The organism is Achromobacter sp. SIMBA_011, from assembly GCF_046535435.1.
GTDB classification, from domain to species: Bacteria; Pseudomonadota; Gammaproteobacteria; order Burkholderiales; family Burkholderiaceae_B; genus Achromobacter; species Achromobacter dolens.
Genome location: NZ_JAWRWN010000004.1, coordinates 320,356 through 333,404 on the forward strand (window position 1 = coordinate 320,356; position 13,049 = coordinate 333,404).

General features: G+C 68.0%; 12 protein-coding genes. 7 read left to right on the top strand and 5 right to left on the bottom strand.

All coding sequences use genetic code 11. The features are described from left to right. Positions 1-15 precede the first annotated feature (15 nt). From SB816_RS17210 to SB816_RS17240, 7 genes are all read left to right on the top strand, one after another. On the top strand, positions 16-1,509 hold the full coding sequence (locus SB816_RS17210) for a DegQ family serine endoprotease (RefSeq protein WP_054501551.1): 1,494 nt from the start codon (positions 16-18) through the stop codon (positions 1,507-1,509). A gap of 221 nt (positions 1,510-1,730) precedes the next feature. Continuing rightward, complete coding sequence (gene lepA, locus SB816_RS17215; RefSeq protein WP_049072171.1) at positions 1,731-3,524, top strand: translation elongation factor 4; 1,794 nt, start codon at positions 1,731-1,733, stop codon at positions 3,522-3,524. A 22-nt stretch (positions 3,525-3,546) separates the two neighbouring features. Next, positions 3,547-4,431 carry a signal peptidase I gene (gene lepB, locus SB816_RS17220; RefSeq protein WP_269872714.1) on the top strand — a complete coding sequence of 295 codons (885 nt, stop codon included), beginning with the start codon at positions 3,547-3,549 and terminating at the stop codon, positions 4,429-4,431. A gap of 2 nt (positions 4,432-4,433) precedes the next feature. Next, positions 4,434-5,195 carry a ribonuclease III gene (gene rnc / locus SB816_RS17225; protein ID WP_049072173.1) on the top strand — a complete coding sequence of 254 codons (762 nt, stop codon included), beginning with the start codon at positions 4,434-4,436 and terminating at the stop codon, positions 5,193-5,195. Then, positions 5,192-6,082 carry a GTPase Era gene (era, locus tag SB816_RS17230; RefSeq protein WP_006389299.1) on the top strand — a complete coding sequence of 297 codons (891 nt, stop codon included), beginning with the start codon at positions 5,192-5,194 and terminating at the stop codon, positions 6,080-6,082. Before rnc ends, era begins: the two co-directional genes overlap by 4 nt. Then, positions 6,075-6,662 carry a DNA repair protein RecO gene (recO, locus tag SB816_RS17235; RefSeq protein ID WP_054501548.1) on the top strand — a complete coding sequence of 196 codons (588 nt, stop codon included), beginning with the start codon at positions 6,075-6,077 and terminating at the stop codon, positions 6,660-6,662. Before era ends, recO begins: the two co-directional genes overlap by 8 nt. An 18-nt stretch (positions 6,663-6,680) precedes the next feature. Next, the gene (locus SB816_RS17240; protein ID WP_054501547.1) at positions 6,681-7,598 is read left to right on the top strand and encodes a LysR substrate-binding domain-containing protein; all 918 of its coding nucleotides are present in this window, start codon (positions 6,681-6,683) and stop codon (positions 7,596-7,598) included. A gap of 33 nt (positions 7,599-7,631) precedes the next feature. Here SB816_RS17240 and SB816_RS17245 read toward each other — a convergent pair whose 3' ends face one another. The 5 genes from SB816_RS17245 to SB816_RS17265 form a co-directional block, all read right to left on the bottom strand. After that, positions 7,632-8,729 (bottom strand): pyridoxal-phosphate dependent enzyme, encoded by a 1,098-nt coding sequence (locus SB816_RS17245; protein WP_054501546.1) that lies wholly within the window; start codon positions 8,727-8,729, stop codon positions 7,632-7,634. A gap of 3 nt (positions 8,730-8,732) precedes the next feature. Further along, positions 8,733-9,710 (bottom strand): succinylglutamate desuccinylase/aspartoacylase family protein, encoded by a 978-nt coding sequence (locus tag SB816_RS17250; protein WP_410547319.1) that lies wholly within the window; start codon positions 9,708-9,710, stop codon positions 8,733-8,735. Positions 9,711-9,741: 31 nt separating this feature from the next. Beyond that, the gene (locus tag SB816_RS17255; RefSeq protein WP_410547320.1) at positions 9,742-10,704 is read right to left on the bottom strand and encodes a Bug family tripartite tricarboxylate transporter substrate binding protein; all 963 of its coding nucleotides are present in this window, start codon (positions 10,702-10,704) and stop codon (positions 9,742-9,744) included. A gap of 90 nt (positions 10,705-10,794) precedes the next feature. Continuing rightward, entirely contained in the window at positions 10,795-12,081 is a 1,287-nt protein-coding gene (locus tag SB816_RS17260; protein ID WP_064523614.1) for an NTP/NDP exchange transporter, read from the bottom strand. Positions 12,082-12,085: 4 nt separating this feature from the next. Beyond that, positions 12,086-13,003: an aldo/keto reductase gene (locus SB816_RS17265; protein WP_410547321.1), complete on the bottom strand. Its 918-nt coding sequence runs from the start codon at positions 13,001-13,003 to the stop codon at positions 12,086-12,088. Positions 13,004-13,049 lie beyond the last annotated feature (46 nt).

The window sequence follows — 13,049 nt, forward strand, 5'->3', positions numbered from 1 at the left end:
ATTTCGGAGCAATCTATGAAAGCAATGATGGTGTCGAACCCCGGCCTGCGCCGCTTCCTGGCGGCCGCGACGGCGGGGCTCCTGATGTCGGCCGCCTTCGCGCCCGCCTCGCAGGCGCAGACCGCTGCGGCCGAAACGCCCACCCCGACGGTGGCGTTGCCTGACTTCACCGGCATCATTGAAAAAGCCGACCCGGCGGTCGTCAACATCCGCACCACCGCCACCGTGCCGATCCGTGGCGTCGGCCCTGGCGGCAACGATCCGGCGGAGCTGTTCCGCTGGTTCTTCGGCCCGGATTTCCAGCCGCCGGGCCAGCAGTCGCCCAATCCGCGCCAGCGTCCGCAGCCGCAGCAGCCCGAGGAGCGCACCGTGCCGCGCGGCGTGGGCTCGGGCTTCTTCATCTCCGAAGACGGCTACATCATGACCAACAATCACGTGGTCAGCGATGCAACCGACATCTACGTCACCCTGACCGACGGCCGCGAATTCAAGGCCAAGGTCATCGGCACCGACGAGCGCACCGACGTGGCGCTGATCAAGATCGAGGCCAAGGACATGACGCCGCTGGTGATCGGCGATCCCAAGAAACTGAAGAAGGGCCAGTGGGTGCTGGCGATCGGCTCGCCGTTCGGCCTGGATTCCACCGTGACTTCGGGCATCGTCAGCGCGATCGGCCGCGATACCGGCGAATACCTGCCGTTCATCCAGACGGACGTGGCGGTCAACCCGGGCAACTCGGGCGGCCCGCTGATCAACCTGGCGGGCGAGGTCGTGGGCATCAATTCCCAGATCATCTCGCGTAGCGGCGGTTTCATGGGCATTTCGCTGGCCATCCCGATCGATGAAGCGATGCGGGTGGTGGACCAGTTGCGTGCCACCGGCAAGGTCACGCGCGGCCGCGTCGGCGTGCAGATCGGCGAAGTCGGCAAGGACGTGGCCGAGGCCATCGGCCTGCCCAAGGCCGAGGGCGCGCTGGTCAGCAGCGTCGAAGTGGACGGCCCGGCCGAACAGGCCGGCGTGCAGCCGGGCGACGTGATCCTGACCTTCAACAAGGAACCGATCAAGCGCTGGTCCGATCTGCCGCGTATCGTTGGCGAAACCAAACCCGGCACGCGCGCCGACATGGAAGTGTGGCGCAAGGGCAAGAAGATGACCCTGTCGGTCAAGGTCGGCGAGATTCCGGTCGACAAGGCCGCCCCGGGCAAGAAGGGCGCGCCGCCCGCGCCGGAAGTGACCAACGCGCTGGGCCTGGGCGTGATCGACGTGCCCGCCGACGTTCAGAAGAAGCTGCGCATCAAGGGCGGGGTGCAGGTCAAGGTCGCCGAAGGCGCGGCAGCCAAGGCCGGCCTGCAGGAAGGCGACATTGTGTTGGCCCTGAACGACACCGACGTCACCGGCGCCAAGCAGTTCGCCGAGCTGGTCGGCAAGCTGGACAAGGGCCGCGCGGTCGGCCTGCTGGTGCGTCGCGGCGAGCAGACCCAGTGGGTGGCGGTGCCCGCAAGCAAATAAGGCGCAAGACCGGCTAAAATGGCTGGTTGCCGCAAGAGGGGGCGCCTGGCGCCCCCTCGTTTTTGCCCGGCCCTCCCGCCAGATGCCGTCCGCAGCCCGCCGCAAGCGTGGCCCGGCGGCGGGCGTGCCGGCCGAGTGGCCCCAACCCGTCAGCCGTGCCTACCCTGGTGGCGGCGTCTTCCGGCAGTTTGCCGAATGTTCCGTCCCTTTTAAATTCAAGCATGCAGCATATTCGCAACTTCTCCATCATTGCCCACATCGATCACGGCAAATCGACCCTGGCCGATCGCCTGATCCAGCGCTGCGGCGGATTGGCGGATCGCGAAATGTCGGCCCAGGTGCTCGACTCCATGGAGATCGAGCGTGAGCGCGGCATTACCATCAAGGCCCAGACGGCGGCCCTGCACTACAAGGCGCAGGACGGCAAGATCTATAACCTGAACCTGATCGACACCCCGGGGCACGTCGACTTCTCGTACGAAGTCAGCCGCTCGCTGTCGGCGTGCGAAGGCGCGCTGCTGGTGGTCGACGCCTCGCAGGGCGTCGAAGCGCAGACCGTGGCCAACTGCTACACCGCCATCGAGCTGGGCGTGGAAGTGCTGCCGGTGCTGAACAAGATGGACCTGCCGCAGGCCGATCCGGACAGCGCGCGCCAGGAAGTCGAGGACGTCATCGGCATCGACGCTTCGCAGGCGGTGCTGGCCAGCGCCAAGACCGGCATGGGCATCGACGAGATCCTCGAGTCCATCGTCGCGCGGGTGCCGCAGCCCAAGGGCGATCCCGATGCGCCGCTGCAGGCGCTGATCATCGACTCGTGGTTCGACAACTACGTTGGCGTGGTGATGCTGGTGCGCATCGTCAACGGCATGCTCAAGCCCAAGGACAAGATCCTGCTGATGGCTTCCGGCGCCACCCACCTGTGCGAGCAGACCGGCGTGTTCACGCCCAAGTCGCAGCAGCGTCCGCACCTGTCGGCGGGCGAGGTGGGCTTCATCATCGCCGGCATCAAGCAGCTCGAGGACGCCAAGGTCGGCGATACGGTCACGCTGGCGAGCAAGCCGGCCGCCGAGCCGCTACCCGGCTTCAAGGAAGTCAAGCCGCAGGTGTTCGCCGGCCTCTATCCGGTCGAGAGCTCCGAATACGACCAACTGCGCGATTCGCTCGAGAAGCTCAAGCTGAACGACGCGGCGCTGATGTTCGAACCCGAAGTGTCGCAGGCGCTGGGCTTTGGCTTTCGCTGCGGCTTCCTCGGCCTGCTGCACATGGAAATCGTGCAGGAGCGCCTGGAGCGCGAGTTCGACATGGACATCATCACCACCGCGCCGTCGGTGGTGTACGAGGTCGAGCAGCGCGATGGCTCGGTGATCACCGTCGAAAGCCCGTCGCGCATGCCGGAAATCGGCAAGATCGCCGACATCCGCGAGCCGATCGTGAAGGTCACGCTGTTCATGCCGCAGGACTACGTCGGTCCGGTGATGACGCTGTGCAACAACAAGCGCGGCGTGCAGATCAACATGAGCTATCACGGCCGCCAGGTGCACCTGGTGTACGAAATCCCGCTGGCCGAGATCGTGCTGGACTTCTTCGACAAGCTCAAATCGGTGTCGCGCGGCTACGCCTCGATGGACTATGAGTTCCTCGAATACCGCTCGGCCGACGTGGTGCGCGTGGACCTGCTGATCAACAACGACCGCGTCGACGCGCTGGCCGTGATCGTCCACCGCAGCAACGCCCGCCATCGCGCCCGCGACGTGGTGACGCGCATGCGCGGCCTGATTCCGCGGCAGATGTTCGACGTGGTGATCCAGGCGGCCATCGGCGCCGAAATCATCGCCCGCGAGAACGTCAAGGCGCTGCGCAAGAACGTGCTGGCCAAGTGCTACGGCGGCGACATCTCGCGCAAGAAGAAGCTGCTGGAAAAGCAGAAGGCCGGCAAGAAGCGCATGAAGCAGGTCGGCACGGTGGAAATTCCGCAGGAGGCCTTCCTGGCCATCCTGCAAGTGGAAGACAAATAGAACCCGAGAAGGCGGTTAGCTGATGAGTTGGAACTTTGCCCTGATCCTGTTTGTTCTGCTGGTGCTGACCGGCATTATCTGGGCGCTCGATCTGGCCGTATTGCGGCGCGGCCGCGAGCGCCGGGCGCAAGAGGCGATGGCGCAGTACGACGCGGCGCTGATCGGTGATTCGCAAGAAGCCGAGCGCCTGCGGCGCGAGGCCGGCGACAAGGCCCGCCGCGTGCCGTGGTGGATCGAATACGCGGTCAGCTTCTTCCCCGTGATCCTGTTCGTGTTCGTGCTGCGCTCGTTCGTGGTGGAACCGTTCCGCATTCCGTCGGGCTCGATGCTGCCGACGCTGCAATCGGGCGACCTGATCCTGGTGAACAAGTTCAGCTATGGCCTGCGGCTGCCGGTGATCGACAAGAAGGTCGTCGAGATCGGCAAGCCGCAGCGTGGCGATGTGTTCGTGTTCCGCTATCCGGTGGATCCGGACGTCGATTACATCAAGCGCGTGGTGGGCCTGCCTGGTGACGAAATCGCCTACCTCGACAAAAAACTGTACGTGAACGGCCAATTGGTGCCACATACGCGCGACGGTGACTATTTCGAACCTGATCGTGTCTCCTATATTGCACAATATAAGGAGAAATTGGGCGAAGTTGGCCACAATATCCTGCTTGATGAGAGCCGGCCGCAGGAATATCGCCCGCAGTACCAATTTCCCAACCTCGGGAACTGCCAATATTCCCGCGATGGGGTACGCTGCAAAGTACCCGAGGGGCAATACTTCGCCATGGGCGATAATCGGGATAACAGCGCCGACAGCCGATATTGGGGTTTCGTGCCGGAATCCAATATCGTCGGGAAGGCCTTCTTCATCTGGATGAATTTCAGCGATCTCAGCCGCATTGGCCGGTTCAACTGATTATGTCGCTAGCCACGCTAGAAAACCGGCTGGATCACCACTTCGGTGACCCAGCACTGCTTGAACAGGCGCTGACCCACCGCAGCCATGGGGCGCGCCACAACGAGCGCCTGGAGTTCCTCGGGGATTCCGTGCTCAACTTCGTCGTCGCGGCGATGCTGTTCGAGCGTTACGCGAAGATCGACGAGGGCGATCTGTCGCGCCTGCGCGCCAACCTGGTCAAGCAGGCCTCGCTGGCGGACATCGCCCAGCGCCTGGAGCTGTCCCAGTACCTGCGCCTGGGCGAAGGCGAACTGAAGAGCGGCGGTTTTCGCCGGCCATCGATCCTGGCCGACACGGTCGAAGCCCTGTTCGGCGCCGTGTTCCTGGACGCCGGCTTCGACGCCGCCCGCCGCGTGATCGTGCGCCAGTACCAGCCGGTGCTGGCCTCGGTCGACCCCAAGACCCTGGGCAAGGACGCCAAGACCTTGTTGCAGGAATTCCTGCAAGGCCGCAAGCTGGCCTTGCCCGTGTACACCGTGGTGGCCACGCATGGCGCGGCCCACAGCCAGCAGTTCGAGGTCGAGTGCGCCATTCCGGCGCTCGAGATCAAGGTGAACGCGCCCGGCGCAAGCCGCCGCGCGGCCGAGCAGTCGGCCGCCAAGCTGGCGCTGGAGGCCGCGCAGGCCATCAGCCCGGCGTCCAAGGCCGCCCGCAAGTCGGGCAAGGCGCGCAAGACCGCGCAGTTGTCGCTGCCCGTGGCAGTGTCCCAAGAGACTAAATGAGCGATACCCCTTTCCGTACCGGTTTCGTGGCCATCGTCGGCCGCCCCAATGTGGGCAAGTCCACGCTGACGAACGCGCTGATCGGTTCCAAGATATCCATCGTGTCGCGCAAGGCGCAGACTACGCGCCACCGCATCCACGGGGTGCTGACGCGCGACCACGAACAGTTCGTGTTCGTGGATACGCCGGGCTTCCAGACGCGCCATGGCGGCGCCATGAACCGCATGATGAACCGCGTGGTGACGCAGGCGCTGGCCGACGTCGACGTGGTGGTGCACGTGGTCGAGGCCGGCAAGTGGTCGGAGGGCGACGCCAAGCTGCTGCCGCTGCTGCCTGCGCCGGAGCGCACCATCCTGGCCGTCAGCAAGATCGACGCGCTCAAGAACCGCGATGAACTGTTCGCCTTCGTCTCGAAGATCATGGCGTTGCATCCGTTTGGCGCCGTGGTGCCGGTCAGCGCCACCAAGAACCAGCAGCTCGACCAGTTGCTGCAGGAAATCGCGGCGCGCCTGCCGGAAGGCGAGCCGATGTTCGAGGAAGACACCCTGACCGACCGGCCGATGCGCTTCATCGCCGCCGAACTGGTGCGCGAGAAGATCTTCCGCCTGGTCGGCGACGAACTGCCCTACGGCTGTACGGTCGTGATCGAGCAGTGGGAAGAGACCGACAAGGGCGCGCGCATTGCCGCCTGCGTCGTGGTGGAGCGCGACAGCCACAAGCCGATCCTGCTGGGCACCGGCGGCATGCACATGAAGCGCATCGCCTCCGAGGCGCGGCAGGACATTGCCAAGCTGCTGGACAAGCCGGTGCACCTGGAGATCTACATCAAGGTGCGCAAGGGCTGGTCCGACCGCGAGAGTGCGCTGCGCGACCTGGGCTATGAGTAAACGGGCGCCTCGCGTCCAGGATCGCCCGGGATACATGCTCCACGCCACCGCGTGGCGCGAGACGTCCCTCATCGTTCAGACTTTCTCGCGCGACCACGGCTGTGTGGCCATGGTCGCCAAGGGCGCCAAGCGCCCGTATTCGGTGCTGCGTCCGGTGCTGTCGGCGTTCCAGCCGCTGCTGCTGTCGTGGACCGGCAACGGCGAGGTCAAGACCCTGACCCGCGCCGAGATCATGGGCGTGCGTGCCCTGAACGGCACCGCGCTGATGTCGGCGTGGTACATGAATGAACTGCTGTTGCGCCTGTTGCCGCGCGAGGATGCCCATCCGCTGCTGTTCGACGCCTACGACATGGCGCTGCAGCAGTTGTCGGGCGGCACGCGCGCGGCGGGCGCCTTGCGCCGCTTCGAATGGACGCTGCTGCGCGAGACCGGCTACGGCGTGGATGAGGCGGAACCCGATTTCGACGATCCCGTCATCGAGCCGGCCCTGCGCCGCGACCTGCGCGAACGCCTGGCCGAGAACCTGGCGGGCCGGCCCCTGGCCACGCGCCGGGTGCTGATGGACCTGCAGCGCATCTGAACCCGCGGCGCGCCTGCCATGACCTTCACGCTCAAGCAGGTCGAGACCTTCCGCACCGTCTATGAAACGGAAAGCGTGACCGCCGCGGCGCGGCGGCTCGATGTGTCGCCGGCCACGGTCAGCGCGACGCTGGCCGCGCTCGAGGCCAGCATCGAATTGCGGCTGTTCGAGCGCGTGCGCCAGCGCATGCAGCGCACGCCCGAGGCCACGCTGCTGTACGAGGAGATCCGCCGCCTGAACGTCGGCCTGGAAAGCCTGGGCCGCAAGATCCGCGCGATCCGCGGCGCGGCCCAGCCGCGTCTGCGCATCGGCTGCATCCATGCCTACAGCGGGGCGGTCGTCAGCGATACCATCGCGCGCTTTCGCGAGCGTTATCCGGACACGCCCCTGTATCTGCAGATCCGGGATTCGAACACACTGCGCGACATGGTGGTGTCAGGCGAGCTGGACTTGGCCGCCGTGGCGGATGAGTCGGAGCTGGAGGGCCTGCGCGGCCATCGCCTGGCCAGCCTGCGGGCCGTGACGGTGTTCCCGGACGGTCATCCGCTGGCGCGCCTGGAGCAGGTCGGACTGGCGCAACTGGCCGAGGTGGATGTGATCGCCCTGAATGCCGAGGATGCCTCGCGCCAGCGGCTGGACGCGCTGGTGCTGCAGGCCGGCCTCGGCCTGCGCGTCGCGATCGAGACGCCGTACTCGAGCACGGTGTGCCAGCTTGCGCTGGCCGGCCATGGCGTCGGCATCGCCAACCCCGCCACCGCGGTGGGGCTGGAAGCCGCGGGCTTGTGCCACCGGCCGCTGGCTGCGCCGGTGCATTTTGAATGCCACATGATCCTGCATGGCAGCCGGCCGCTGTCGGAGGCTGGCAAGTACTGGGCGACCTGTCTGCGCGCGGCGTTGGCGCCGTTGGTGGAACGCTACGGTGTCAAGCGCGGCTGACGGGCTCGCGGTCCGCGCAGCCGTTGCCGCCGCCTAGCCGCGGCGGCCGTCCGCCGTCAGGATCAGCACCACCGACGATTCCGCATCAAGCTGGCCGGCGCGGCGCAACCGCGTGACCGCCGCAAGCGCGGCGGCCGATGACAGTTCCGTGGCCAGGCCCAGGCGCTCCAGCCGCTGCTGCGCCTGGGCGGCGGCGGCATCGGAGACCTCGACCGGCGAGCCGCCCGAGCGCGCCAGCGCTTCGAGCGATTGCAGGGTGACGGTACCGCCGGCGATAGAGTATTGATCGGTGGCCCCTTCCCACAGGCCGCGCGCATCGCCCGCGGCGCGCGCCCGCGACAGGCGGGCGAACGGTTCCACCGCATGCAGCCGCGGCAGGCGCGGGATGCGGCCGGCGCGCAGCAATTGCTGCCAGCCCATCAGAATGCCCCACAGCAGGTCGCCGCGCGCGGTTGGCACGACGATGTCGGTGGGCAGTCCGCAGCGGTCGAACAATTCCTGCGCGATTGGTTTGTAGCCTTCGACGCCGTAGGGATGCGTGCCGACCGGCGGGTTGAGATAGTTGGTGCCGGCGAAAGCGCCCTGGTTGCGGCACAGGTCGGCGACATGGGGCCAGCGGCCCAGGCTGTCGTCGAATGCGGTCAGGCGGGCGCCGAAGCGCTGCATGGCCTCGCGCTGCAGCGGCGGGCAGTTGCGGGTGATGGCGATGTCGGCCTGCAAACCGGCGGCGGCGCAATAGGCCGCCAGCGAGACGCCGGCATTGCCGCTGGAAGCCGCGGCCACACGCGTGGCGCCGGCCAGCCGGGCGCGCGACACCAGTTGCGCGGCCATGCGGTCCTTGTGGCTGCCGGTGGGGTTGGCGCTCTCGCATTTGAGCCAGAGCCGTCCCACGCCCTCCGCCTGCGCCAGCGCGGGCGCATCCAGGCAGGGCGTGGCGCCTTCGCCGAGCGTGACGGGGCCCAGCACCGGCAGGTCGATTGCGTCGCCGGAGCCTGCGGCGTACTGGCATTCCAGCGACGCGGGATGGCCGGCCTCCAGGCAATGCGGGCAGCCTTCCGGGTAGTCGGCGGGCGGCAGGTGGCTGTCGCAGCGGATGCAGCGCAGGCCGGACAAGCGGGGGTTCATCAGCATGGGTCAGTACAACGAGGCAAGGGAGTCCAGGGGAAGGGCGGGCGCGACCTGCAGCAGGCAGTCGCCGTCGTCGCTGCGGGCGATGGCGCGCAGGCAGACGACGGTGCCGGCCTGCGGGCTGGCGAGAGCGCGCGCGGGCAGGTCGGGGCGGGCGGGTTCTATGAGCTGGCCGATGGTCTGGCCGGCGGTCACGGTCTGGCCCAGATCGACGGCGGGAATGAACACGCCCGGTTCGCGGCTGCGCAGGGTGGCGGCCGGCGCGTCCAGGTCGTGCAGCAACGGCGCCGGCTGGCGCGGCGTGGCGGCGGCCAGCAAGCCCAGTTCGGCCAAGCAGCCGAGCAGGCCGTCGCGGCAGCGTTCCACCAGAGCACGGGTGGTCTCGCCGCCGCCGCCGATTTCCGCGCTCAGGCGCAGCACGCCCAGGCGGCTGGCGGCGGCCGGCATCGAACCGGATTCGCCGCCGCGAAAGAACACGCAATGCGGCAGGCCGAAGGCGCGGGCCAGGGCCGGCAGGCGTTCATCATAGGGATCATCACCGTAGCGCGTAATGACCGAAGACGGCAGATAGCGCAGCGACGCGCCGCCGCTGTGGATGTCCACCAGCGCCTGGATGCGCGGCAGCAGCCGCGCCTCCAGGGCGGCGGCCACGCTCTCGGTATAGCCGCGCGCCGGCGCGCCGAGAAAGGCGCGGTTCAGGTTGCCGCCGTCGGAAGGCGACAGGCGCGTGCCGGCCAGCGAGGCCTCGGCGTTGGCGGCGGGCAGCAGGTAGACCGTGCCGCGCTGCAGGACGCCCGGCAGCAGTTGCCAGAGCTGCAGGATGGCCGCCTGGCCTTCCCATTCGTCGCCATGCACGCCGGCCATCAGCGCCACGGCCGGCCCGGGGCCGGCCTCGATCTTCAGCACCGGGATGGTGACGCGCCGGTAGGCCGACGCGTTGGTGGCGGCGGCGCAGGTGAAGTCTTCGCGGCTTACCTGGATCATGGCGTGGCCTCCGGTCGCGGGCGAGGGGGTGTCAATCCAGCGTGGTGCCGGCGGCCTTGATGAGGGTTTCCCATTTGGGCAGTTCCTTCTGGATCTGGGTCTGGACGTCGGCGGGCGCGCCGCCGAGCGGCTCCTGCGAGCGGCTGCGCAGTTCGCGCGCGACGGGTTCCGCGCGCAGCGCGGCGTTCATCGCCGCGTTCAGCCGCGCGATGACGGCGGGCGGCGTGCCGGCAGGCGCCACCAGCGCGCTCCAGGCCGATTGCTCGTAGTCGGGATAGCCTTGCTCAGCCACCGTCGGCACGTCCGGATTGGATGCCGCGCGGGCCTTGGTGGTGACAGCCAGCGCGCGCAGGCGGCCGTCCTTCAGATTGCCGATCAGGGGCGGCAGATTCTCCATCATCGAATCGACGTGGCCGCCCAGCAGGTCGGCCAACTGCGCGGCCGTGGCCTTATAGGGAATCTGCCGCACCGCCGCGCCGGTCTGGGCGATGAAAAGTTTGACGCCGACTTCGCTGGTGGTGCCGGGATCGGCCGACGTCATGGTCAGGCGGTCGGGCTGGGCGCGGCTGGCGTCGATGAAGCTCTTGAGATCGCGGTAGGGCGAGGCCGCGTTGACGACGATGACGTTGGGGGTTTCGGCCACCAGGCCGATCGGCGTGATGTCGCGGTCCAGGTCATAGAGCTGCTGTTTGAAGAGATAGCGATGCAGCACCAGCGTGCCGACGTGGGCGTAGCCGATGGTGTAGCCGTCGGCCGCGGCGCGCACCAGCGCCTGGGTGCCGATGCGGCCGCCCGCGCCCACGCGGTTTTCGATCACCACCGGCTGGCCGAGCACGCGGCTCATTTCCTGGCCGACCAGGCGGGCGGTGATGTCGGCGTTGCCGCCGGCGGCGGCCGGCACGAACATCGTGATGGGCCGTTCCGGGTATTCGGCCAGCGCGGGCTGCGCGGTCAGGCAAAGCAACAGGGCGGCAAGGCTGGCGGAGCGTTTCATGACGGTTCCCGGGACGTTGAGGGCTGCGCTATTGTGCGGCGGCCGCGCGGGGAATCCGTTTGGTTTTATCAGATGGTTGTTCGATAAAAGCTAAGGCTGGGGTGGCGGCTGCCGATCGGCCTTGCGCCCCAGTCCGTAGCCGAGCGCCGCCGCAGCCAGCGCGCACAGCGCGCCCAGGAGGGCGATCAGCGCCACGCCGTGTCCCAGCGCATCGACCCCTGCCTTGACCCAGCCGCTGGCCGCGTCGCCAGCGCGGTAGACCACGGTGTCGATGACGTTCTTGGTCTTGTATTTGTCCTCGGGCGAGACCGCGGTGAAAAGCATCTCGCGTCCGGGTTTGACCAACGCGTATTCGCCGGCGCGCCGCAGGATCATGGCCACGGCAAGCACCGCGAACACCGGGTAGGCCGCCAGCGCCAGGAACGCCAGTGCCATGGCCAGCGGCACCGCCGCCATCAGGAATCGCACGCCCAGCCAGGCGGCGACGCGGCCGGTGAGGAATAGCTGCGACAACAGCGCCAGGGCCTGCACGATGAAGTCCAGCGTGGCGAAGACGCGGATGCGCTGCGCCCTGTCCGGGAAGGTTTCGGCCACCAGCCGCGCCTGCTCCATGTACAGGAAGGTGCTGAGGGTGGCCAGCAGCAGCACCAGCACGGCGATACCCAGCAGGTAAGGCGACTGGAATACCCGTGCCAGCCCCGCCAGCATGGCGCCCGGGATCGGGCGCGCCAGTTCAGCGGTCTCGGCTTCGGAGCGGGTCGCGGCGCGCCAACGCAGCAGCCAGCGCTTGAGCGGCAGCGTGGCCGCCAGCAGCAGCGCCGACAACAGCAGCAGGCCGGCCGTGCCGAGCGTGCCCGCCAGCAGGCCGCCCAGCAACGGGCCGCACAATCCCCCGGCGCTGGCACCGGCGGCGATGAAGGCGAACAGGCGCTTGGCCGACGCCATGCGGAAGACGTCGGCCATCAGGCTCCAGCCGAGCGAGACCACGAACAGGTTGAAGACCGACAACCACACGTAGAAGCTGCGCGCGGCCCAGACGCCATCGGGCTGCCAGTGGAACAGCGCCGCGTAGCCCGCCATGGTGGCGGCGAACACCGCGTAGGCCCAGGTCACCAGCGTGGCGCGCGGCACCCGGCCCGACAGCCAGCCGAACAGCGGCACCACCGCCAGCATGGCCAGGAACGTGGCGCTGAACAGCCATTGCAGTTGGTCAACACCGGCCTGTATGCCCAGGGTCTCGCGGATCGGCCGCAGCATGAAATAGCCGCAGAACAGGAAAAAGAAGAAGGCGAAGCCGCAGGCGCCCGCCGCCACCTCGCCGGGTTGGAGCCCCAGCGCTTGCGCCGCCCGCTGGCGCCAGGAGCCGGCGGCGCGCATGGCTTCAGCCCAGCAGGGCGGCGATGCGTTCGCGCAGCGCCGCGTCCGGTTGCGGACCGAAGCCGGCCCGCGCGTTGTCCACCATGTTGGCCGGCTTGGAGGTGGCGGGGATGACGGCGGTCACGGCGGGATGGCCGATGATGAATTTCAGGAACAACTGCGCCCACGAGGTGCAGTCGATTTCACCGGCCAGGGCCGGCAGCGGCCGGTCCCGGACCTGGCGGAACAGCGCGCCGTCCTGGAACGGGCGGTTGATCAGCACCGCGACGCCATTGGCCTGGCAGGCCGGCAGCAGGCGCTTTTCGGCGTTGCGCGCGCCCACCGACAGATTGATCTGCAGGAAGTCGGGCTTTTCCTTTTCGACCAGCTCGGTCAGTTCGTCATGGGCGGCGTCGGTGTAGTGCGTGATGCCGAGGTAGCGCGTTACGCCCTGCTGCTTGAGTTCGCGCAGCAGCGCCAACTGGTTGCGGGTGTCGATCAGGTTGTGGACCTGGATCAGGTCGGGCTTCTGCGTCCGCAGCGCGCGTAGCGAGTTCTCGATCTGGCGCCGGGCCGCCTCGTGGCCCTGGGTGCTGATCTTGGTGGCCAGGAACACCAGCGGACGCCGGTCCGGCTCGCGCGCCAGCAGCGCCCCGGTGACGGCTTCGGCCTGTCCGTAGCTGGGGGCGGTGTCGATCAGCGAGCCGCGCGCCTCCAGCAAGGCGTCCACGACCTGCGCCAGCGGCGCCATGGCGGCCGCGTCCGAGGGCGACACATTGAAGGTGTCGGCGGTGCCCAGGCCGATCACCGGCAGCATGTCGCCGGTGGCCCCGATCGGGCGGGTCAGCATCGGCCGCTGGAGGCTCAGGGCGCTTGCCGTCCAGGGCTGGGCCAGCAGCGATGCGCAGGCGGCGGCCTGCAGGAATCGACGGCGATCAGGCATGGCTCGCTCCAATGAAAAAGGGCCTGCATGGTTCATGCAGGCCCTT